A 24101-nucleotide genomic window follows, 5' to 3' on the forward strand; every position below is an offset into this window, starting at 1 on the left:
TAAATATCATTTCACTTCAACCGGCCAGTTGTCTGTACGGAAAGGGCCGACGGGCAATCCTTCTTTACTGAATAAGTTGCCGATTGCTGTATTACTAAAGCCATACCGCACGGCTACGGGCTGTTTCACCTGTTCGCTCCATGCTATTATCTTGTCCTTTTTAACACTTGTATTGGCAGGATAAAATACCTGATCGGCCCCGGATATGAATATCTCTGTGATGAATTTACCTTTTACCGTAAACCCGTTAGCTGCATTATCAAATAATAGGGTTGCCTTCTCTTTATTTATGTTTATATTTTTAAATATCGGATTTTTATAATTAATTCCGGACTGGTGATAAGTTTCGGCAAGGGCCCAGTTGGCCAGCCGCAAACCAACATCGTTTTTATTCGCCGGGTGCACATTGTTCACATCCGAAACCAGGTCGGTGATAACAACCATGCCCGTATTGTGGTGTTTCATGCTTTCGGTTTGTGATTCGCGCATCAACGCTCCTACGTTTTTAAGCTGGTATTTAAACGGAGCTACCTGCACAAAATAAAACGGAATATCTTTATTAAATGCCTTGCGCCAGGCATCAATCATTACGGTAAACAAGCGCGGGTAAGTGGCAGCATTTATGGTGTTATTCTCGCCCTGGTACCATATTGTACCTGCGATAGAAAAATTAGTAACGGGCGCTATCATGGCATTATAAGCGTAACCGGCAAGATTGGGGCACTGCCCGTTGGCTGCAATTTTGGTAGCTGCCTGTTTTAGTACAGCATCGCCGTTTACAATACTATCCGGTGTCCAAACCTCTGCTGAAGAGCCCGACCATGCGGCCTCTACCAGTCCTACAGGTACATTTAATTTACTGTTTAAATTTTTGCCGAAAAAATAACCTACAGCGCTGAATGATTTAAGGGTGTTACTATCGCAAACCTGCCATTGCGCATTGCAATCGTTCTGTCGAGTTTGCGCCGTTGCTTTTGGGATATGGAAAAAGCGAATGTTACTATTATAAGCCGTTGGCAATGCCTGTTTAATATCCTGCAATCCCCAATTGCCACTCATTTCCATATTGCTTTGGCCGGAGCAAACCCACACCTCACCTATCATGATGTTGGTTAAAATAATGGTATTTTGCCCTTTTAAGGTAATGGTAAACGGGCCGCCGGCTGAAGGGGTGGTGACGGTAAGCTTCCAGTTGGCATTACCATCGGGTCTGATCTCGGGATAAGTTTTATTATCCCAGGAGGTAGTAACCGTGATTTTTTCATAGGGCTCGCCCCAGCCCCAGAGTTTTACCTGGCTTTGCTGCTGCAATACCATATTATTGCTTAAAACAGCCGGTAAACGGATAGTAGCATAAGACGGAATTGTTATACAAGCGGTAACAACAACGAATATTATTTTAACAATTAAGCTTTTGCAAGTATTGCTCTTCATGGAATAGGTCTTAATTTTTGATCTTAAATTGAGGGATTACATAACTGTACACGTCATAACGCAGTTCGCTCCAGGCGCTTTGTTCCGGGAAATCCTTTCCAGGGTATAGCTGCTGGTGATTGGGAATGAATTTTATCTTAACTTTTATGGCCTCAAGTCCTTTGATAAGTTTAGCCGGAATTAAAAATTCATCATCGCGAAAGCGGCGATTGGAGGTTTGCACATTATATTGCCTTTTGCTTAATTCCCCTTCTGGCCTCGAGTAAACACATGTATTTGACCCGGCCAGATACCAGATGCCCGCCTTTTGCCATTTTGTTTTGCCATTTGCAGCAGCTATATACACCTCAGCGGTTTGGTTTGGGTAATTGTAATCGAGCGTGCGGCGCAGCAGCGCACCCTGGTTAACAGGAGTAAGCTTTACCATAAACTCCGATATGCCACGGGTATAACAACCATCTTCCTGATGCGATGGATAGATCTCCTTCCCCATCAGTTCCTGGTACTCAGGCATCTTGTTGAGGTCGTATCCCCATGCAGCTTTAGGGTAAGTGTCAGGCCCCCATTCATAACGCGAATTAACAACCTGCACAGCAGAAGCATCGGGCGATTGGTAAGCATGAAGCTGTTCGCTCTTGACCTGTCCAACATCCAAAGAATCGGTTTTTACCAATGATGGAGCGGGTAAGCCATACCAATAAGTAACAGCTTCATAATGCTCGCGCGATACGTTTTCATTATGCTCAAAGCGAATTACTGCACGCTTACCAAAAGGCATCATATCGGCCATGAGAAAGCGGTATGCCGATTGGATAAGATCTTTCTCGTTAACCGCGGTTTTCTTTTCCGTCGATCCGCAGGGATGCCCGGCTAATGGCAGCGTCATGTTTTCGCCTCCCCAATAATCGCCCCCGCCAGCCCATTCTTCTGTTCCGGTACCATAAGCCTGTGGGGTTTGACTGTCATCAAAAAAGAAACGCGGGTCGCCCTCCAATGTACTCAGGTTGGCATTGTGCGAAAATATGAACGATGTACCCATAAAACTACCAGACCAATCCTGATGACCTTCTATCCCGCGGGTATCCAGCCAGGTCATATCCTTGCCAAATTCGGGTTTTGGAAAATCGCGGTAAGTGGCATGAAAATAGGCGCTCCGGTTGGGTGGCATACTCAAAGGCTCATACCTTATTTCGTAACTCAGCCCAGTATCTTGCGGAGATATCCCGGTAAGCTCAAATTTGGCCGAACGGAAAAACGGCATTGGGTAATAACAAGCCAGCTCCACTTTTTGAGTGGCATAATCAAAATGAATATTAATTGGCAGGCCTTTTACAAAACCAGCTTTATGTTCGCGGTTGAACATTGTACCGGCGCCAAATAGCAGACAAATGGGTGCATCAATTGAAGGGTATTTTGCTCCATCCCAGGTTATCTTTAGTCTTATACGTTCCAGATCTATCGCCTTATTAAGGGGTAATGTGAATTTCAATGCCCTTATGGCGGAGTTTGTAGCTTTTATGGTACCAACCGTTACCTCCGCTTTGTTGAGTTTTAAATTCCCGCGCAGGGTTTTAATGTTTTTTGGAGCGATATCTGTACCCGCACGGTTAAGCAGATCGGTTACATCCTGATCAGGCGCTTGGGCTGCATCCCATGACCTCATCGGTTGAGAAAGACCATCATTATTAGCAAAAAGATGGTATATATAATAGCCGGTACCATACGTTGTACGGGAATAAGCTATGCTCAACGAATCGCGGAAAGGCATTGGCGTCCAGATCAGATCGGCTCCCTTGGTGGTTGTCCAGGTGTATGCCCACGGACTAAAAAAAGTTTTCGCCGGAATAAATTCGGTATGCTTAAGCACTTTATACGCATTTACGGGTGCTGCTGTGGCGGTTTCCTGAACGATATTATCTGTCCCGTCAATATTGAAGTGCCAGGGACTGCCGTGCCAGTGGTTTGCCCTAAAAAAGTATAATATACCGTTGCCTTTTACATCAAGCGTTACGCTTTCGTCCTCTTTATTATTCATAAATAAAAAATGAGAAGCGTCGCTTCCGCCACCCGTACGGTCGTAGGTACTGCGCATGTATGCCCTGACACCAATTCGTTGCAACGGCAGCAAATCCCAGCGGCGGTAGGCATCCAGCCCTATCGGAATAATAGAAGTTGCGCCCTTCTTCTTTTGCCGCTGGGCATAAACAGGGTGAACCAGGGTTGCTGATAGTAAAAATAAAAGCGAAACAACTTTAAAAATCCCGGTTATGTTCAGATACTTCATACTATTAATTGTCTACTCTTTTAACTTCCAGCGGAGGGGCGCCAAATAGAGCCCTTTTTTATCCCAGCCGGTATTTGAAATAAACCATCCCTCTTTTTTATCATATATTACCTCGGCCGCATGAACAGGCAAGGTACATACCAGGTTCTCTACCGGAAAATTCTCCGGATCTTTGGAATAGTATACATCGGTACGGTTATAACTTGTCATGGCACGGCAAATGAATAAATAAAACATCCCGCTTCTCTGTACCACAAATGAGCTTTCCGCATCGCCACCCCAGTCAACTTTATAGGGTTGTATATGAACTATTTTCGGGCCGCTCCAATGCAATAGATCTTTGCCGGTACGTACCGCTACACATGACCGGAGATCAACCTCGTTAAACACCCTGGTATAGTAGTAATAATATGTGCCGTGGTATTTCATGATGTAGGAATCACGGGCATGACCCGGATCGCTGAAAAGCGGGTTGCGGTCATGCCTTGTCCAGGTGTACATATCTTTACTGGTCGCCAGGCAAAGCTGTCCCCATGAGGCATAATTTGGGGCATTTTCCTGCATATTGCCAATGTTGTAAAACATGTAATAAAGCCCATGCTCTTTTATAATATGCGGAGCCCATAGCACCCGTTCAACACCCGGCTTTGCGGTAAGCCCGTAGCCGTGATCCTCCCATTTTTGCTGGCTGAGCGATTTAGCCGTGATGTGAAATAAACGGGTTTCATTCCAGGGTGAAACGGGCAAATGATGTATGATGCCGAACGCGTGCCAGGTGCCATCATCAGCCTTTGCAAAAGTGTGGTCGTTGGTGTACCAATTGCCTCCTTCACGTGTATCATTAGGGTCGAATATATGTACAAACGGGCCGCTTATTTCCGGAATCTCCACTGATGGATTTTGTCCGTATGTAAATAAACTACTGATTAACAGTGTTACTGTTAGCGCTAAAGTGATTTTCATAATTTCAATTTACATAAAGCGGCCGTGATATTCATACTTTTTGTTTAGCCTCAGGGGTTATGGGACTGGATTTTTTGCCATATCGTTTTACCCTTAATGCTGCCTGTTCCTTATGCGCCGCAAAACCTTCCAACTCGCACAAACGCATAGCATACTCTCCTATGAAAGCGCTTGCCTCTTCGGTACACCGTTGATAGGTGCAGTTTTTAAGAAACTTGCCTACCCAAAGCCCGCCGGTGTATTTGGCGGCCTTCATGGTAGGCAAAGTATGATTAGTACCTATCACTTTATCACCATAAGCCACATTGGTTTCGGGGCCGAGGAACAGCGCGCCGTAATTAGTCATGTTATCAAGAAAATACTGCGGATTTCTGGTAAGCACTTCTACATGTTCGTAAGCCAGTTTATCAGCTTCTTTAACAGCTTCGTCCTCATTGGCAACTAAAATGATGGAACCATTTTGCTCCCAGGCAACGCGGGCAATATCGGCTGTGGGCAGGCGCAACAACTGGCGCTCTATCTCTACAACGGTTTGGCCGGCAAGCCTTTCAGATGTTGTAATAAGTGCCGCCGGGGATGTAGGGCCATGTTCTGCCTGGCCCAAAAGGTCACAAGCTACCATTTCGGCATCGGCTGTGTCATCTGCAATAACCAATACCTCTGTAGGGCCCGCAAACAGATCAATGCCCACCCGGCCATACAGCTGGCGCTTTGCCTCTGCTACATAGGCGTTTCCAGGGCCAACAATCATATCGCAGGCTTCTATAGTTCCGGTACCTATGGCCATAGCAACCAGCGCCTGCACCCCGCCGAGTATGTAAATTTCGTCTGCCCCGGCCAAATGCATAGCGCATACCGTAGCCTGCGGAATTTTCCCGTTTATAGGCGGTGTGCAAGCTATAACCCTTTTTACCCCGGCCACCTTTGCTGTTAACACACTCATGTGGGCTGATGCCACCATTGGGTACCTTCCACCCGGTATATAACAGCCTACGCTATTAACAGGGATGTTCTTATGCCCTAAAAACACACCCGGCAAGGTTTCAATTTCGATATCTGAAATAGATGCCCGCTGCTGTTCGGCAAAAAACCTGATTTGTTTTTGGGCAAATAAAATATCGTCTATTACCTGTTTAGGTGTACTCTCTAAAATTTCTTTAATACTTTGATCGCTAAGCTTAAATGATGCCGGTGACCAGTGATCAAATGATTCGGAATATCTTCTTACAGCCTCGTCACCATGCTCCTCAATATCGCTGATTATTTTTTGTACGGTTTCTTTAACTTTTGTATCCGCGTCCTTAATATCCGACGCACTTCTTCCACTTTTTAAAACCTCTGCCATTGTTATGATTTATATATTTATTTGTTATTACTCTCCTGAAGGTTTTGTCAAGTTTTGGGTTGTACTTACCGGCACACCAAAATTTGGCGTACCATCGGTATTCCAGGTGAACTTTTGTATCCGTGGACTTCTTCCTCCACCGCATCCCAAACCGCTTTGCGCATTCGCGTGATAAATTATCCAGTCTTCTTTGCCATCCTTTGATTTAAAAAAGCCATTGTGCCCCGGCCCAAACACGTTATTGTCGATACTCTTGCTAAATACAGGCTTGGGGTTCTTAGTCCAGTCGGCCGGGTTCAGCGGATCGCCACCTGCTTTAAGGCTGAGCATACCCAAACCATAATCGTCGGTATTGCAGCTGCTGCCCGAATAAATAAGGAACACCTGTCCTGCCGCGTTCTTCAGTATCTCCGGACCTTCATTAACAGCCGAGCCTCTTCTCTCCCAATCATACTGCGGTATAGAAATTTGAACTTTTGGAGTTTTCAGCGTCCAGGGGTTTGCCATTTCGGCTATATAGATGCGCTGGGTAATGTCTGACGTGGAGATCTGCCCGCTCCAGATAAAATACAGTTTTTCTTTGTATTCCAATATAGTACCATCGATGGCAAAAAAATCGCCATTAGGATCGCTTAGTTTGCCTTTCTCTACCCAGTTGCCATCCAGCAGATCTGTGGCAGAGTTTTCTAAGACAAAACAGCGCTGTGTTGCCAGATCGGATGAAGCCCCTGCTGTATAGTATAAATACCATTTCCCCTGCAGGTAATGTAATTCAGGAGCCCATACGTTTTTAGAATTGGGGCCGCTTGCCGGGGCGCGCCAAACCACCGTAGGGGTAGCTTTACCTAACTCGGATACCGCCGAAGTTTTGGTGATAGAAATATTAGATACCCCTGTACTCATGTAGTAGTACACATCACCCTTTTTATATATCCAGGGATCGGCCCCGCTGGCCAGCAGCGGGTTGGTAAACGTTGTTTGTTTTTGCGGCTGGTCCGGAGTTTGGGCAGCAGCTTTATTATCTTTTTTAGCACATGATAAAATAATAATTACTGGTATCAGCAATAAAATGAACCTTACCAATCTGTTATTTTTTATGATATGCATGATGCGCTCTTGATATTGTTTTTTCATATAGAAATGCTGTATGCTTTTTGTCATTTACGTTAATTACCCCATAGTTTCGGGTCGTTGCCTTTGCTTTTACGCCACTCGTTGCGCCAGCGATGGATATCGCCCGGGCCGATGGCGGGCATAGGCTTGCGGGCATCAGCATCGGGTATTTGTGGCACCGGTGAGGCCTTGTCCTGATACCAGTAAGCAACACTGGCCAGATCAAGTGTGAGTACATTATTACTCCCGTGCTCTATAGTAAACCTGAAGGAGTTATCGAAGTAAACCGGATCGGCAATATTGAAACGGTAAATATGTGTTTTACCCAAAAAACCTATATTGTTATTCACCTTAGCGTAACCAAAATAAGGTGTGGAATATGGGGTTTTGGGAGCGCCCCAGGAGGTATTAAAATAATCTTCCGTACCGGTGCCATTTAATGCAGGCGTATCGTTACCATCAATAAATATCATATCATCACCCTCACCATACCAATAAGGCGTTGGGGAGTTCACATAATAGTTTACCCCAACAAAGTGCCCCTTGCCTTTAATATCTGCTATCACATAATTATCCTTACCTGTTTTATTGGGTTTATTGGAGCCAAACATCCAGTGTTCATTTTCTATGCTATCAACCGATCCGGTTAGCTGCTTGTTATACCAGGCGTGAAACCTGCCAGTATTTTCGGGCAGCTTTTTCATTTCGGCATAATCAACATAAAAGTAAAATGCCTTGATATCCTTACCCGATTGATTTTCGATCTCAATCCTCGCGCCCTTTGCAAATGGCATAGCAAAATAGCTTACCATTCCATTACCGTCAGATGGCGTGGCCAGCAACGGGGCAGATGTGAAGAGGTACGACTCCTGCCATCCCTGCCCAAAAAACGGCCCGATTGGTGACTCAACCGAAGGATAATTGTTACCATCCCAATACATGCGGATGATAACATCATTACGGCTCAAAAACCGGGGTTCCGGTGCCATAGTGATCCAGATATGGTTGATGATGCCTGCTCCTTTAACGTCAAAAATGGTACGCTTTTCACCGGTTTTTATATTCTGCAGGTTGTCATGATTATCGCCGCTTTGGTCATAGCTGCTTACGCGCTTTGATTTTATACCTTTTTTAATCTGGGTAAGCATTGTCATTTCCTGAGCATGCAGCGGTAACGTAAATGCCAGTACTAACACTATGGATATGTATTTTAACGATCTCATGATTAAGTATTAATTACCCCACAGTTTTGGATCATTGCCCTTACTCTTACGCCACTCATTACGCCAGCGGTGTATATCGCCAATATTGATCAGCGGCATAGGTTTGCGAACTTCTTTATCAGGAATAGGTGGAACCGGGGATGCTTCACTTTGATACCAGTACGCTACACTTGCCAGGTCAAGCGTGAGCACATTGTTATGCCCGTGTTCAATAGTGAACTTAAAGGCTTTGTTGAAATATAAGGGATCGGTAATATGAAACCTGTACAAGTGCGTACGCCCAAGCCAGCCTATATCATTATTTACCCTCGGATAGCCATAATAAGGATTGGAGAAAGCTGTTTTTGGGCACCATGCGGTATTAAAATAATCCTCGGTACCGGTGCCGTTTAGCGTTGGAGAGGTTGCCCCGTCAATGAATATCATTTCATCACCCTCGCCGTACCACATCGGGGTTGGTGAATTGACGTAATAGTTTACGCCTACAAAATGGCCTTTGCCCTTAATATCGGCGATAACATAATTTCTCTCTCCGTTCAGGTTATTGCCCGATTTGCCAAAAATGCCCCATTCATTTTCACCTTCTGTTTTGGAAGTTTCGGTTAGTTGTTTGTTATACCAGCTATGAAAACGCCCGGTATTGGCCGGCAGCTTATCCATAGCCACATAGTCAATACTGTAGTAAAAATTATCTATAGCCCTGCCCGATTGATTTTCTATTTCAATACGGGCGCCGTTGCTGAAGGGCATGGTAAAATAACATACCATACCCCGCCCTTCAACCGGGCTTGCAGAAAGTGGTAAGGAACTGTATTGATATGACTCGTTCCAACCCTGACCAAAGAAAGGGCCTATAGGTGATATTACTGATGGATACTGCTTACCATCCCAATACATTTTGATGATGATATCATTGCGGTTCAACGCTCCTGGATCGGGAGCCATCGTAATCCAGATGTGGTTGATGATACCCGTACCCTTCACCTCAAAAATGGTCTTCTTCTCGTCATTGGCTACCTTGATAAAATCATCCGTGCCACCGGTGTGATCGTAACTGCTTACCCTTTTGGATGTAAGGCCCTGTTGTATTTGCGACAGAGCTGACAGGTCATTATTCAATACCTGCGCGTTTGCAGCACTATTGACAATAGCTACAAGCAGTAAAACCTTAAAAATTATTTTTTTCACGTGATTTATTATTGCTTTAGCATTTGGTCAATAGCCGGTTTTGCTTTGGCTTGTATAGCTGAGTTTTTGGTTACGTCCCAGTAACTTTCGTTCTGCTGTATCTGAATTTGGGTGGTAACTATCCAGCTTTGGATCCAGCCGGTGAGGGTACACCAGGTGCCCCAGCCCGCGTCTGAATTGGATGCCCAGTAATCCCAGCGGCCATAGTCAAAACCCCTCATCCAGGCACCATCAAGGTCGTTATGCTTCTTGCTTTGCACCTGTATGCGGGTTAAAAAGTCTGACAGCTTATTAACCGCGTCCTTGTATTTTTTATTACCGGTAGCTTGTGCGGCCTCATTTAAACTAAACAATGCGAAATTGCAGGTGTACAGCATACAGGCGGCTTTTTCACCATTCCTGAATATAAGCGAACCTTCATCCGAGCCATAATCGGCGTTGGTATTGAGGGCCTTGAACATGCCTTTGCCCTTGCCCAGTTCTTCCTGTATGGCGCCGCTGGCATCCTGGTATTTTAATATTTCATTCACCATTTTGTCGAGCCATTGGCGGTGTTCTTCAGTATTTTCAACGCGTACCAGCCAGGCCAGCGGTAATATCATACGTGCACGCTGGGTTTGCATACTGCTGCCCCACTTCCATTGGTCAGGGTAGCCCTCCATGGTGGTTTTAATGGCTGTTTTTGTTCTTTCCAATAAAGGTGCATACCCGGTTTTGCTGTACAGCCATAAGTAGCAGGCCCACATCCATGATTCAAAATGCGGTGATTCATGCACCAGGTCACGGTTATAATAGTATTGCCAGCCATTTTTAATAATGTCTGCCTCCTCCAGCCGCTCGCCCCTGAAACCCTGCTTGCTTGTTGTTCTAAAATTACCCAGGATAGCTTCTGCCAGTTCTTTATCCCATTTATCAGTGTGCAGATATGATGCGGTAGCCATGGCTCCCAGTATAGCCCGGGAGTTATCATCGCCATAAAAAGTTCCGGCATTGGTAGTGGCCCAACCCAACAGACCAAAAGCCGCGCTGTTTGGATCATTTTTTGCACCGGCCCGCAGGTTAGATGTCCTGAACATGTAATCCACAAGGTTTGCCGATTTAGATTCGTACTCTTTATTGTTTAGTAAACGCCCGGCGGCGGCCATGGCCATACTTACCTCTCCCTGCACATCGGCACGCATCCAATAGCGGTATTGCTGGCTGCCGTCGTAATAAATGGTCGAGGTATGCCCTTCTAAAACGCCCAGGCTACCGTCGCCACTCGGCTTAGCCTGACTAACAGGCGGCCCAACGGGTTTTAAACCATCCGCGCCATATTTAAGCCAGTCGGCCTTCCAGCTCGGGTCAATAAAAAAGCGGCCGTTGTTATACCATTGCGCACCCTTTTTAATGCTGTTTAACCGTGCTGTGGCCGGTAATGGCGTATTACGATCATACATAGGCCGCACATCTTCTATCCATTTATCCAGATGTACAGCTTCGTTGCCTGTTATGCGTGACAGGATATATTTCCAAACCGTTTTTATAGATTGCTGCGGGCCATACCTGCCGGTTTCAAAATTGCTTAAACCTGTCATGCTCACCAAGGCGCCACCCTGCTCAAAAAGTAATGGATATGCCTTGGTGTCCTTTAGTCCATACTCTGCTTTATCAAAACCTACTACTTTAGCCAGCACAATTAAAGGGTTGCTTACTTCAACAGGCAGGATGTAGCTGTTTTGGATAGCCAGCAGATCCATAGGTTTTAAGGCACTGCCAAATACATTGCCGGTAACAACCGCTCGCTCCAGGTGGGTTTCAACCGGTTTCGACGGAATGTTTAAACCCGGGAAAGATGATGGGTACTCGACGTATAGTTTAAGTCCTTTTTTATTTGCCTGGCTCAGCAACTGCGTACTGATCTGGTTAACAGGATCCAATTTAGGATAATCAGACGCAATGATAAATACCCCGGCGCCGCGGGTTGCAGCGGTAATAGTGGCCTGCGGGGTATTATACTTCCTGATACTATAGCCTTCGCGTTTTAACAGCTGGTACAGGTCGTTTTTTTCGCTGCCATAAAAATAAACTTCCTTCCCTTTTGCAAAACCATTTGCAAAGGATGCTATGAGCAGGATGCATAGCCAAACAATACTTTTAATTGTTGTAGGTATCTTCATTTCATTTATCTGTTTAAATAGTATTTATTGGTTATACAATTCATTCAATAACCGTAAAGCCTCTTTGCTGACTACCTTATCGGCACCCACTTCCATGTACGACCATTTACCAGGGCCAGCTTCATAACCGCCCAGTGCAAGCGCTTCTTCGGTAGGGATATAGCCTATATTATTTTCTGCAAATCCCACTATAATGGTATAGTCGAAAGGTGAATTTTCCTCAATTTCCTGAGCAGTCTCTACAAAGGGTTCGCCAGGTAAAAAAACAAATGCCAGCGCGCCTATCCGTATAGCGCTGAAACGCGCCAGTGCATCCGCGGTATTGGTCATGCCGGTTCCCTTTCTTATGGGCAGCTGCACCTGGCCGTTGATAAACGTAAAATTTGTTTTATTTATAACCGTTTCATTATCATCTCTTAGCGCTGTTTTTGCTAATGCGAATCCGTGCCTTTGCGCATATAACGCTCCCATAGAAACAGTTGGCGGATTGGTATCGCCGGCCGCCCCGTTTAAAAACATGGGCATTCCGTTTTGTGGTGATAACTCCAATGCTTTGCACATTTCGCCGGGAAACTCAGATGAGATATGTTTCAGACACATTTCGTGTACCGGGTGGCATATCGCGTTTACCACAGTGGCTATGCCTTTACCATCCAGGTCGTAAAATTTAATCGTTTTAACACGTCTGTCAACCGGCGGCAAGTTCAGTAGTTCGGGTGCTATGGGCTGAATACTGTCAGACATCACAATACCTTCAAGCGTTTTTATACGCCGTTGCATGGAAAAACCCTCCAGCTTATTATAGAACACCGATAGCGTACATTGTCGGGCTGCTGCGATGGCGCGACTAATGGCCTCTTTTATCCTGAACTGTAACTGAACCAGCCAAAACTGATAGATCTCAGTTTGATACAATCCCGAAAGGGCAACCGATTCCGGTGCATTGTGCGTATGTGTACAGGTGAATATAATCTTATCGGGGCTGATAATATCGGCCATGCCCTGTTTAAAATTATCCCATCCGTCAACCGCGGTATCGTTTAAAGCAAGCAAGTCTGTAGAAACCAGGGCAACCAATTCTGTACCTGATCTGAACACCAGCACACGGGCCTTTAACGGTAACCTTACCGATTCAAAAGGTTCATAAAGTCCTTTTACAGAAGACGTTAGCAGCCCCACCTCAAGCGGTGGGGTTATATCAGTAACCGAAGTTCCAATAAACAATGATGATTGGGCCATGTTTAGTTTTTCTTTTTAACCCAGTTTAATGATTGCTGCCAGAACTGGTCATAACTTTCCCACAGTTCAAAATTGATACCCCAGTGTGGAGCCGGGTCAGACATGTAAGTTAATACCCTGCCCTTGCCATATTCACCAACCACAACCAGCGGATGCCCGGTTTCCTTAATACGCACAAGCACCTGCCCTTCAGGTTTCTCATTAACTTCATTATAACCAAATATGGGCGGGAACTTATCCCATGCCAATCCTTTAACTACAGGATGATCGGGTACAAGCACTTCGGCTGTAAATCCTGCCGATGACTCTACCAGATCTTCAATCAGTAGACAATCCACCGGTAAAGCATCTTTCAAGCTGCTCCTGCCCCAGCCCGATTTAGCCTGCACACCACTAAATGACAGCCAGCCGCCCAGCATCATTAAGCCGCCACCGTCATTGATCCATTCCTTGATCACATTTAACCTGTCGGGAAAGGTTACTATTTTGTTTTCGCGCCTTGCACGGTCAAAAAAGCTGGGATACAGATGAAAACACTTAGCCTCAACATCACTGATAATCAAACTTACAGACTGCTCCAGGTGTTCTTCCAATTTCCCAGGTTCCAGGCGGTATAACTCCCAGTTAGCCAAAGGAGTAACATCAACCAGATATTCTAATGCTTCAGTAAGGCGTTCACCGTAAAAGTGCAGGTCGGCATCTTTTGTTTCTGTTCCAAAGGGGGTTTCGATAAATGTAGGGCCAACGTGAAATACCCAGTCGCCAAGATATAATACATGTTCTTCTTTTGATCTGAACTCTTTTTTTGCTCTCATAAAATTTTTAGCGTGTTGAATTAATTATTAATTTTTTTGGAGTTATTCTATTACTGATAATGTTGTTTTCTCGGGGGATTCAGCCTCTGTATTTTTTGCAGTGCGGACAGATAAATAATCGAGGTATGATTTTGCTGTTCGTTTAAATACAATAAATAGCACAATACATATTATAAGCTCTGCGAGGCTCCCGAAATAATGCCCGAACCAGGCCTCGGTAAGCCCCTGGATAAGCAAGGATGTAGCCGCAAAACCAACTACCGCCACCCCCAAACCTCTGAATATAGGTTTTACAATGTTTGATAATGGTGCCGAACCGTGTTTTACCCTGAATGGTTTCCAGAACCCCAGCGGGTGCACACGCTGATAAAAATCATTCAATAACTTATCAGGATCGGGTTTGGTTAGCAAGGCCACAGTTATCCAGAGTATAGTGGTTAGAGCCATTACCAGCAAGGTTGACCACCACCATGGCAGCACCAGATTTTGCGCGCCGGCTACACCCAGCCATAACAATAGTTTAGGGCCTAAAACAACGATACAGAAAATCCCTGCCCCACCGAATGAGGCGGCTACGCGTGCAGGCCCGTTAAAACGCCACCACCACCATTGTGCCCAATTGGCGGGCAATTCGGCTGCGCTTAGCTGCAGCATAAATATGGCTACATCGGTAATAATACTTACATTAAATACCACGGCTATAGCCAGCGAAATAATGATGGCCATACCTACTTTACCAATGAGCATATAATGTTTTTCGCTTGCCGAGCGCACAAACCATTTGCGGTATATGTCGCTCACCAATACCTGGCTGCCAAAATTCAGGTTGTCGCCCACTACAGACATGGTAGCTGCCATCATAGCTGCAACCAGCAGTCCCATTGCCCCATGCGGCAGCATCTCTTTCATTAACCGGCCATAAACCAACTCCCGGTCGGCACCCGCGTTACGCAATTCGGGCCAGATCACTGCAGCGGATATGCTTGGCAGCGTAACCAGCAACAGCAGCACAAACATGCTTATTGCTGTAACCACGTACATGGTTAATGCCTCAGATGGCGTGCGGGTTGATAAAATGCGCTGCCCTTCCATTGCCCCGCCCATTGGGGCGGCATCGCCGCCGTAGCCAATACTTTGTCCAAACATCCAGGCCATGGCGGCAGCTAAAGGGAATACATCATGCTTTGCAGGCGGTGTCATTTGCAGCATTTCGGGGTGGGTTGCACCAAATACATGCGAAATAGCTGCGGTCATGGCAATGGGCCCGCCAAAATGCGCAAGCGTAAGCCCGGCAAGGGTGATAGTGCCGATAAAAAAAATGCTCATTTGAATGAGGTTGGAGATCACCACCCCTTTATAGCCCGAAAAGAAAACGAACAGGAAAGATACAGGAACTACCAGATACAGGGTTTCGACTTTAGTGAGACCAAATGCGGGGCCCATGATCTTGAAAGCAGCAAGCAGTGTTATACCTGTCCAGGCGGGCATAGCGATCAGCGAAGTGCGTACCGCTATCCAAATGCGCATAGCTGATGCCGCTTTTGACGGAAACCTTAAGCCGTAAAACTCAAGCGAGGTGAACAGGTTTAAACGTCGCCAGAAAACAGCAAAGAGCACCCCGCCAATAAACAATGCCAGGCCAAACCTGCTCAGGTACCACCATGAAATGAAAGCGCCTGTTACAACCGCCAATCCTCCGTAACCTGTAGCCGCATCCGGACTAACCAGCGCGGCGGTATAGGATATGCCGTTTAACCAGCCCGGTATTTTGCGCCCGCCCAGGAAAAAGTTTTCGAGATTGGTTGAAGCAAAACGCCGGTGCCAGAGCGACAGGCCAAACATGAGCACTAAGTAGCCTACTACTATCCAAATATCTAATTGGTTCCAGTTCATATAAACTTTATTTTTCTTGTAGTAAGTTACCTATTGTTATAAATGATTAAAAATTGAATTAAGAGCATACCGTTTTTCGAGTTATTTAAAAGGCTTTACCAGCCCGGGTTTTGTTTCAGGTTTTTATTAAGCACCAGTTCATTTGATGGTATGGGCAGTAAATAATCCCGGTCGGGGTTAAACTGCCAGCCGTTAACCGCAGGACTGTTTTTCAGCGGAAAAATATATCCATCACTTGAAACCGGAATGTTTGATAAAGGCGGATTAAACGGCTGCCCTACAAATTGCTGGTATTTTGCGCCGTACAACGGTCTCTTAATTAGTTGGGTAGCGCCCCAGCGCATCAGGTCGTCAAAGCGATAACCTTCAATAGCCAGTTCTATCCGGCGCTCGCGTCTTACTTCGTTCAACAGTGGTGATATGCTTTTAAATTCCCAGTTGGGGTCTGTAAAACCTACGCCGGCAGTTAAATGCGGCATGCTAACCCTGTCGCGCAGCACATTGATGGTTTTGTCGAGCACGTCCTGAGTACCTTCGCCTAATTCAACTTTAGCTTCGGCGAAATTTAAAAGCGCCTCCGCATATCTGAATATGATACTCGCGGTTGAGCTGCCGGTTCCGTCGGCGTCATCCGGCGCTATACCTTTAAAAATTTCAAAGCCTGTGGTACAACGGCCATCGCCTGGCTGGTTAATATCCGGTAGGTTAAACTTGCCGGTAGTGTCGCCATTAGCTATAATTCTTGGATAACCATGCAGCAGTATCGTTTGTGAAAGCCTTGGATCGCGGTTGGTTACCTGGTCGGCTGTAGTATTATCGCCTTTATATAAACTACTTACTGCTATGGGTTTACCATCGGTACACAAATAATAATCAATCAGTTGTTTTGACAAGCCGGTATTACCGCCGCCATAAGCTAGCATATTTTGTCCGAAATGTATAAGGTTCAGCGCCTTATCAAACTTTTTCCATAAGATCATTTCTTTATTGGTTGAAAGATCTTTTTGATTGAACAGGCGCCAGTAACCAAATTTTGGATCATTGGTAATTGGGGTAATGGAATAATAATTAGCATCGATAAGCGCTCCGGCTGCGTCAGCTGCTTTCCGGAGGTATTTAGCATAATCGTTACCTGTTACGCCAAAAGATGTTCCGGCATGGTACTTTTCCCAGGTGCCTTCGTACAATGCTACCCTTGATTGGAAAGTTAGCGCCGCTCCCTTATTTAACCGCAACGGCTCTTCTTTACCCGGAATAGCCAACAGGTTCACCGCCTTATCCAGATCATTCAAAATAGAATCGGCTATGATGTTCCGTTTGAGCCTTGGCGCCTGCAAGGCTTCCATATCATCAACATTAAGCGGCTTGTTGTACCAGGGTAAATCGCCAAACGCCTTAAGCATATTAAAGTAGAACCATGCCCGCCAGAAATACATTTCGCCCACGTAGGTATTAGTTGTTGCAGGCGCATCCGGCGATTTATGGTAATTGGCCAGGAAATAATTCACTGCCCGGATGTTGCCCCAATCCCAACCGCCACCTGAGGCAGGCACAACACCTGTGCCCGCCAATTGCGAATTGTAGTTGTAATTGCCATGCACCATATTGTCTGACGAATTATCCAGCCAGAATATCCCCCCGGTATAAACATTCGGCGCCCATCCCGGAAACGCCGGGTAAAACTGGTTGGAGTACAGTTTCATTTCTGTAGCTGTAAAATTCAATTGCTGATCGGTAATGTGGTCAAGGGGTGGTTTATCTAATATTTTTTTACAGGAGGTAAAAGTTATAATTACCATACACATCCAAAAACCTAATGTCAGTTGCTTATTCATGTCGATACCTTTTTAGATTTAAAAATTGATGTTAGTTCCCAGTGAATATGTTTTGAGCAAAGGGTATATTTTACCCGTTCCCCAGCCTCCGCTTACCACTTCCGGATCAAAGTTTTTATTGATACCTGAGAAAGTGAGCAGGTTTTCGCCGGTAAAATATATCCTGATCTTGCGCAGGCCCGAATGCTTTAGTAGCCTGGATAGATCATATCCCACCTGCAGGTTTTTGAGGCGCATATAAGCCCCGCTTTGCAGGTACCGCGTTTGTATCTGGTGATTTTTTGCACCCTCCGATGATACATAAGGCGTAGGCCAATAAGCATTGGGGTTACTTTCTGAATAATAATCGAGCGTGGTTTGGTAAACGTTGTTACCAAAGTTTGGCGTAAAGCCCCAGAACAGGTTGCCCGAGTTATTACCCGCACTGCCGCCGCCCAGCCACAGATCGCGTTTGGCTACGCCCTGCAAAAACATACTGAAGTCAATACCTTTCCAACTGGCGCCGAGGTTAATGCCGTAACTATACCGCGGAGTGCTGTTACCTATAACCTTCAAATCGCCGTGATTGGCCAGAGTGTTATTGCCTATGTTGATTTTATTGTCGCCGTTTAAATCAGTATAGAGCACATCGCCTTTAGTCCAGCGGCCAAACAGGTACGACTGATCGGGCATACTGGCCAGATCATTGTCCGTTTTGATCAGCCCGGCAGTTTGGAAGCCCCAGATATCGCCAATCTGGTTACCGGGGAAATAGTTTGACAACAAATTGGTTGGATTGTAGTATTTAACAATCCGGGATTTGTAATCAGACAAAACCACAGATACGTTGTAGTTAAAGTCAGACCCGATCTGGTCACGCCAGGTAAGGCCCAGCTCAAAACCCTTTGTTTTCAAGTCAGCATTGTTTTGATAAGGCACTGCTGCGCCAAGTGCTGCCGGTAACACCGAGGCCGGCCCCAGCATATTCAATGTAGTGCGGGTATAAACATCAAATGTTAAATTAAGTCTGCTTTTCAGAAACGACGCATCGAGCCCGAAATCAAGTGTACGGGAAGTTTCCCAGGTAAGATCGGGGCTGATCAGTCCCGGTGAATTCAGGTAGCTTGGTCGTTCGCCATTCAGGATATACCCTATATTAGTGCCGATAGGTATGGTTGCTAAATACTGGTAGTTAGCAACATTCTGATTACCCAACGAACCATAAGATGCACGCAGTTTAAACTCATTAATGGTATTTTTCAGGCCCTCCCAGTAATTTTCGCGGGCAAGGTTATACCCTGCAGACACCGACGGGAAAAAGCCAAACCTGCTGCCTTCCCTGAAACGGGATGTACCATCATAACGACCATTAAATTCAATCAGATACTTTTCATCGTAATCATAATTAAACCTGCCGAATGTGCCGATGGTAGCCCATTGCGATAAAATATCATAGGCATATTGCGTACCTGTTGCGGTACTGATGGATGGCAGATCATCGGTGATCAGATCTGACCGGCTGCCGCTTACGTTGTAGCCTTTGTAAACCTCCACCTGTGTACCTGCCAGTATTTTAAAGTGATGTTTATCGAAATTCTTGAGATAGGATGAATACAGGTTGACGGTGTTGTAGTTATCAGATATCATACCCTCACTTACCGAATTTACCGATGGACCGATGTTATATTTCGTGCCATCAACGTTCCAGGAGTATACATATGCGCTGTGGTCCTGGTATCGGCTGGCGGTGTTATTGTAGGCATAATCCAGGTTTATCTTCCAGTCTTTAATAGGCTCAGCTTCCAGTGATCCGGTAATGGAAAGATCGTTCTCATTATTTTTGCTGCGGCCGCCGCTGTTGAGGAACTCTACATTCGATGCAGTACTGAATTGACCATCAGGATTGCGCAGCGCCCAATTTGGCCATCTGGTTGATGCCATGTGCACCCAGTTGCCTAACTGACTGGCATAGGGATATGGTAGATTGGTATTGCGCTTAGAGAACCTGGTTATCAGGCCTACGCGCAGCCACTTGGTTGGTTCGGTGCGTATGTTGCCGGTAACATTGTACCGGCTGAAATCTTCATTGGCATAACGCAACTGGCCGCCCTGATCGTAATAGCCGGCGCCTATGTAGTAGGTTGTGTTTTCGCTGCCGCCACTTACATTGATGTCGTGTTTTTGGTTAAACGACCAGGGTTTAAAATATTCCCTGAACCAATCTACATTATCGGTATTCAGGGGCGATGCGTAGGTGTATTTATTGGGATTGGCCGGATCGGGCGTACTTACGGGCCAGGTGCCGGGCTTATTGATATTGTCGCGGATCTTATTAATAATATCATCAGAGAAAACTGTACCCTGACCGCTGTTTACTGATGCTGCGTTATACGCCTCGGCAAACTGCAGTGAATTGGCCATTTTAGGCAAGCTTGTATAAGAGCTTTGTCCCACGATACTATTCAGGGAAACTGCCGTCTTCTCGCCTTTTTTACCGCGTTTGGTAGTAACCAATATCACACCGTAGGGCGCACGCGCACCATAGATGGCAGATGACGCGGCATCTTTCAGTACCGATATAGTTTCAATATCCTGCGCATTCAGGTCGTTGATATTATCAACCGGGATACCGTCAACTACGTACAGCGGACCGGTAGCAGACAATGAGGTAGTACCGCGGATATTAAAAGATGAGTTTGTACCCGGGCCTCCCGGATCGCCGGTTGTGGTAATGTTAAGATTGGCTACCTTGCCTTGCAATGCCTGCCCTACGTTTGCCGCCGGACGATCCTGTAATTCTTTACCGCTTATCTGTGTTACGGCACCGGTAAGGTTAACTTTTTTCTGGGTTCCGAAACCTACAACAACCACTTCATTAAGTTTCTGCCCTTCCAAATCGGGCTCCAGTTTAATAGTGAGTGTTTTGCTGTTTCCAACTATCACCGTTTTTGCTTTATAGCCTACAAATGTTACGGTAATGGCATCATTCTCATTCGCGACATCAACTGTGAATTTTCCGTACGTGTCGGTAACCACGCCTTTGCCGCTTGATTTTACCTTAACGCTTGCTCCCGGTAACGTTTCGCCTTTTTCATCTACCACAGTACCGGCTATGGAGATCGCCATTCTGACCGGCTTTTCAGAGAAGGTTCTTTTTGGTGAATTATAAACTTCGGTTACGGCTTTTACCTTAACCGGGGCCAATACAATCAAACCTAATAACACCCCTATCAAGGAGTTTTTTTTCTTTAATAAGAATTTTGAATACGTAGTCATTTTTTCATAATCTAATTAAATCCCTTTGTTAATTAAAATAATAAGCCCCAATTATTAAAAGGCTTTGAGACTAATATCAATTTACATTAAAACTGATATTGGCTCTGCTGGCACTTAAACTAAATATTTGTATTCGTAAAACCACGGCTTTAGCCGCCGCGGGTTATATAGGTATTATGGTTGCATTTTGAATGCGTATTCAAATTTATAAAAATCAAATTAACGATCAAATAAATTTGAAAAAATATTTCCTTTTATTCTACAACCCCTTTAAACGCTCGGCCAACACAGGCAATGCCGGCAGGTTACTTTCAGGCTTATCAAGATAAAAATAAGCGGTTGCCGAATAATTATCCACCCTATAAAAATTAACCCATTCATCTGCCGGAAACTTGTCATCAAAAAGATCGGGGTATGATGGTACGTCCAAAAGCTTTATCAATCCATTGGCTGTCATTACAGATACCGGTTTTACTTTACCGCCTGCCTTGGCTATCGCCCTGATCAGGTCACGCCCCGCCCCTCCCATTTGCTGTATGGTTACCCGACAATCGGTATGGAAGTATATCGGATCGGGTATGTGATAACGGTAAAAAGCAAATTGCTTCTTTTGCTTATCTACAACAGTGGCTCCCTGGTATAATTGTGAGAATGGCCCCAGGTTCCAGGCCGAACCGATATAATCTTCTGTGCCGGTGCCGTTTAACGTAGGGTAATCTTTATCACCATCTAAATAAGTTTTCACCTCGCCTTCACCAAACCAGGTATCACCATATACCTTATCAGCAATTACACCGATGTTAGTTCCCAGAAAGCGCCCCTTACCATTTACTTTCGGCAGGATCTCAAAATCTTCTCCAAGCCCTCTGCCGGTACTATTGCTCCAATAGGCATGGAAATAAGCGATATCCCTGGGATGTTTTTTCAATTTGGTAAGGTTTACATCATAAAATAGCAATTGGTTCTGTTTCGACTCATTCACCAGTACGATTCTGGCATGCCTTTTAAATGGCATCGGCGCGTAACAATTAAATGATCTACCTTCCGGATCGGTAAACAACGCACTTTGAAAAGCCGTCATCCGCCCAAGTCCGATCCCAAAAAAATCGCCCAGCGGAGCCGATACGGCAGGTTTTGATGTACCATCCCAATACATTTCAATATGGATGGCACGTAACGCCTCGGGGTTACGGTCAATGATGGTCATCCAAATGCGGTTAATGACGCCGGCTCCGTCAAAATCAAGCAGGGTAACGCTTTTACCCGCGTTTACCCATTCGCTTGAATGGCCTTTGGCGGTTTTATTCTCCATCCCTCCCTTTCCCTTTTTACCTGTGTGATTTTCAAAGCTCACCCATCGGGTATCGGCATCAGCAGGCAGGGTATATAATTCCTGGGCTTTGAGGCTCGCCGAAGAGCAAAAAAGCGCCAACAATGTTGCTATGGTAAATATTTTATTCATATCTGTTTTAAAAAAATGTTAATACCAGGGCTCGCCCCCGGTATTAACTAACCAACTAATTATCACCAACCGGGGTTTTGAACCAGGTTAGGATTTTTATCTGTTTCGCGCTTTTGCATTGGCCATAAATAATGCTTCTTTTCAAAAACACGCTTTTCAACTATCGTTCTTACAAAAAATGCAGGATCTGTTTTTGACGTGCCGGCCAAAATGTTCATACCATAAATGTAGGTATTATCGGTTTGTTCGGCTATTTTCCACCTGTGGCAGTCAAAATACCGCTGCGTTTCAAATGCCATTTCAATGCGGCGCTCATGCCTGATGCGTTCGCGCATATCGCTTTGCGAAAGCCCGGCAGGCAACCCCGGCATCCCCGAACGCGCCCTGATCAGGTTTACATACCGGTATACATCACCAACGGGTCCTTGTGATTCATTCAAAGCCTCGGCATAATTTAAATACTGTTCGCCTAAACGAAATAGCACCCAGGTACGCAATACCGACTGCACCACCGGCCGCCAAACAAAGCTTGGATTACACAGCTTTTTCACCAGATAACCTGTTTTTGAATAGTTACCAGAGCCTGCAGCTTTTTTTCCGTCGGCCCCGTTAAACCAAAATTCCAGGCCATTAGTACGGCTTTTCCAGATATCGCCCGAAAAATGAATGGTGGCATAAAAACGCGGATCTCGGTTTATGTACATATTGCTGGTGCCGGCCACATATTTGCCTCCAGGGTCTGCATCCGCTGTAAAACCAGTCTCTGTATATCCCGATTGCGGATTAATGATAGGCGTATGATCGGCATTATAACCGGTTATCGGACGGGTACCATTAGCCATTTCATAATCATCAACCAGATCCTGTGTAGGCGCGTTGAGTGTAAATCCGAGTAAACTCAAGGGTTCCGAATACACATCATGGTCATTAAACAAACCAGCGTTGTAGGAGAAAAATGTTTCCTTATTATTATTCACATAAAATATTTCCTGGTAATTTTTAACCGGATCATTTGTGGCCGAGGTGTAGAGCCCGTAACCTGCGGCTTCTGTTTGGTCAATACATGCCTTTGCGGCGTTTGCAGCATCCTGCCAGCGCGAGGCTGCGAAGCCCGGAAATAAATGCGTCCCCTTATCATCAACCAGTCCGGTGTAATCAGGGTTTCCGTTCCACAACGGGCTGGCCATATACAGTAATGTACGCGCTTTTAAGGCTAAACAAACCGATTTGGCAGGTCTGCCATAATCAATATCAGAGGTGATGCGCGCAGGCAACAAGGCAGCTGCCTTATCACATTCAGAGGTTATAAAGGCTACGCATTTATCAATCGGGTCACGTCTGATGCTTTTCAAATCGGCGGTGAGCGGTATAGTATGATCTGAAATGGGCACCGGGCCATACACTCTGATCAGTAAAAAATGAAAGTAAGCCCTTAAAAATATGGCCTCCCCTTTAAACCTGCTTCTCAACGCCTCGGTAAAAAAATCATCCAGCGGTACTTTATCAATATTTTCAATAAAAATATTGGTTTTACGGATAGCATTGTAATTTTCGGTCCACGGATCGGGAAGATTATTACCATAAGATGTGGGGTTCCATGAACCCGCGTTCATACTGTTTGAAAAAGATGGCGCGTAAAATTGGTCCATTTCGTCAGACGCTCCTATATAAGGATTACCTTTGGTATCGTTATCAACCTGGCGCTGCTCTTTAGGTAGCGAAGCATATATGTTGCTCAGGAAATTCTGGGCATAATCGCGGTTGCCGAATACCTTATCAATGGTAAGGTCATCATCGGGCGCCTTATTCAAAAAATCTTTCTTGCATGATGCGGTTACGAAAAGCAACAGCGTAACCATCATTGATTTTACAAGTAATTTCATAATATTATTA

Annotated in this window: 15 protein-coding genes; all 15 read right to left on the bottom strand. The window is 45.4% G+C overall.

The window, feature by feature from the left end; genetic code table 11:
* Positions 1–6 precede the first annotated feature (6 nt).
* On the bottom strand, positions 7–1434 hold the full coding sequence (locus SNE25_RS19225; protein WP_321560619.1) for a sialate O-acetylesterase: 1428 nt from the start codon (positions 1432–1434) through the stop codon (positions 7–9).
* Positions 1435–1444: 10 nt separating this feature from the next.
* The gene (locus SNE25_RS19230; protein ID WP_321560620.1) at positions 1445–3718 is read right to left on the bottom strand and encodes a DUF2961 domain-containing protein; all 2274 of its coding nucleotides are present in this window, start codon (positions 3716–3718) and stop codon (positions 1445–1447) included.
* A 12-nt stretch (positions 3719–3730) separates the two neighbouring features.
* A complete protein-coding gene (locus SNE25_RS19235) occupies positions 3731–4681 on the bottom strand; it encodes a glycoside hydrolase family protein (RefSeq protein WP_321560621.1) in 951 nt (316 codons plus the stop codon).
* Positions 4682–4712: 31 nt separating this feature from the next.
* Positions 4713–6026: a histidinol dehydrogenase gene (gene hisD, locus SNE25_RS19240; RefSeq protein ID WP_321560622.1), complete on the bottom strand. Its 1314-nt coding sequence runs from the start codon at positions 6024–6026 to the stop codon at positions 4713–4715.
* A gap of 27 nt (positions 6027–6053) precedes the next feature.
* A complete protein-coding gene (locus SNE25_RS19245) occupies positions 6054–7133 on the bottom strand; it encodes a glycoside hydrolase family 43 protein (RefSeq protein ID WP_321560623.1) in 1080 nt (359 codons plus the stop codon).
* A 59-nt stretch (positions 7134–7192) separates the two neighbouring features.
* Entirely contained in the window at positions 7193–8362 is a 1170-nt protein-coding gene (locus SNE25_RS19250; protein ID WP_321560624.1) for a glycoside hydrolase family 172 protein, read from the bottom strand.
* Between the two features lie 9 nt (positions 8363–8371).
* Positions 8372–9550: a glycoside hydrolase family 172 protein gene (locus SNE25_RS19255; protein ID WP_321560625.1), complete on the bottom strand. Its 1179-nt coding sequence runs from the start codon at positions 9548–9550 to the stop codon at positions 8372–8374.
* Between the two features lie 8 nt (positions 9551–9558).
* A complete protein-coding gene (locus SNE25_RS19260) occupies positions 9559–11709 on the bottom strand; it encodes a hypothetical protein (protein ID WP_321560626.1) in 2151 nt (716 codons plus the stop codon).
* Between the two features lie 24 nt (positions 11710–11733).
* On the bottom strand, positions 11734–12948 hold the full coding sequence (locus SNE25_RS19265) for a hypothetical protein (protein ID WP_321560627.1): 1215 nt from the start codon (positions 12946–12948) through the stop codon (positions 11734–11736).
* Between the two features lie 2 nt (positions 12949–12950).
* On the bottom strand, positions 12951–13763 hold the full coding sequence (locus tag SNE25_RS19270; protein WP_321560628.1) for a glutamine amidotransferase: 813 nt from the start codon (positions 13761–13763) through the stop codon (positions 12951–12953).
* A 42-nt stretch (positions 13764–13805) separates the two neighbouring features.
* The gene (locus SNE25_RS19275) at positions 13806–15656 is read right to left on the bottom strand and encodes a sodium:solute symporter family transporter (RefSeq protein ID WP_321560629.1); all 1851 of its coding nucleotides are present in this window, start codon (positions 15654–15656) and stop codon (positions 13806–13808) included.
* Between the two features lie 95 nt (positions 15657–15751).
* Complete coding sequence (locus tag SNE25_RS19280; RefSeq protein ID WP_321560630.1) at positions 15752–17491, bottom strand: RagB/SusD family nutrient uptake outer membrane protein; 1740 nt, start codon at positions 17489–17491, stop codon at positions 15752–15754.
* Positions 17492–17509: 18 nt separating this feature from the next.
* Positions 17510–20746 carry a SusC/RagA family TonB-linked outer membrane protein gene (locus SNE25_RS19285; RefSeq protein WP_321560631.1) on the bottom strand — a complete coding sequence of 1079 codons (3237 nt, stop codon included), beginning with the start codon at positions 20744–20746 and terminating at the stop codon, positions 17510–17512.
* 259 nt (positions 20747–21005) lie between these two features.
* Positions 21006–22208: a glycoside hydrolase family 172 protein gene (locus SNE25_RS19290; RefSeq protein ID WP_321560632.1), complete on the bottom strand. Its 1203-nt coding sequence runs from the start codon at positions 22206–22208 to the stop codon at positions 21006–21008.
* A gap of 62 nt (positions 22209–22270) precedes the next feature.
* Positions 22271–24091, bottom strand: a complete 1821-nt coding sequence (locus tag SNE25_RS19295) for a RagB/SusD family nutrient uptake outer membrane protein (RefSeq protein WP_321560633.1) — start codon at positions 24089–24091, stop codon at positions 22271–22273.
* Between the last annotated feature and the right edge of the window lie 10 nt (positions 24092–24101).

Origin of the sequence: Mucilaginibacter sabulilitoris, assembly GCF_034262375.1 — a bacterium.
GTDB lineage: Bacteria > Bacteroidota > Bacteroidia > Sphingobacteriales > Sphingobacteriaceae > Mucilaginibacter > Mucilaginibacter sabulilitoris.

Excerpts from the sequence above, each read along its gene's own strand:
- SNE25_RS19235 (WP_321560621.1), bottom strand. The coding sequence starts at position 4,681 with ATGAAAATCACTTTAGCGCTAACAGTAACACTGTTAATCAGTAGTTTA.
- SNE25_RS19245 (WP_321560623.1), bottom strand. The coding sequence starts at position 7,133 with ATGCATATCATAAAAAATAACAGATTGGTAAGGTTCATTTTATTGCTG.
- SNE25_RS19250 (WP_321560624.1), bottom strand. The coding sequence starts at position 8,362 with ATGAGATCGTTAAAATACATATCCATAGTGTTAGTACTGGCATTTACG.
- SNE25_RS19260 (WP_321560626.1), bottom strand. The coding sequence starts at position 11,709 with ATGAAGATACCTACAACAATTAAAAGTATTGTTTGGCTATGCATCCTG.
- SNE25_RS19290 (WP_321560632.1), bottom strand. The coding sequence starts at position 22,208 with ATGAATAAAATATTTACCATAGCAACATTGTTGGCGCTTTTTTGCTCT.
- hisD (WP_321560622.1), bottom strand. The coding sequence starts at position 6,026 with ATGGCAGAGGTTTTAAAAAGTGGAAGAAGTGCGTCGGATATTAAGGAC.
- SNE25_RS19265 (WP_321560627.1), bottom strand. The coding sequence starts at position 12,948 with ATGGCCCAATCATCATTGTTTATTGGAACTTCGGTTACTGATATAACC.
- SNE25_RS19280 (WP_321560630.1), bottom strand. The coding sequence starts at position 17,491 with ATGAATAAGCAACTGACATTAGGTTTTTGGATGTGTATGGTAATTATA.
- SNE25_RS19275 (WP_321560629.1), bottom strand. The coding sequence starts at position 15,656 with ATGAACTGGAACCAATTAGATATTTGGATAGTAGTAGGCTACTTAGTG.
- SNE25_RS19230 (WP_321560620.1), bottom strand. The coding sequence starts at position 3,718 with ATGAAGTATCTGAACATAACCGGGATTTTTAAAGTTGTTTCGCTTTTA.
- SNE25_RS19270 (WP_321560628.1), bottom strand. The coding sequence starts at position 13,763 with ATGAGAGCAAAAAAAGAGTTCAGATCAAAAGAAGAACATGTATTATAT.
- SNE25_RS19225 (WP_321560619.1), bottom strand. The coding sequence starts at position 1,434 with ATGAAGAGCAATACTTGCAAAAGCTTAATTGTTAAAATAATATTCGTT.
- SNE25_RS19285 (WP_321560631.1), bottom strand. The coding sequence starts at position 20,746 with ATGACTACGTATTCAAAATTCTTATTAAAGAAAAAAAACTCCTTGATA.
- SNE25_RS19295 (WP_321560633.1), bottom strand. The coding sequence starts at position 24,091 with ATGAAATTACTTGTAAAATCAATGATGGTTACGCTGTTGCTTTTCGTA.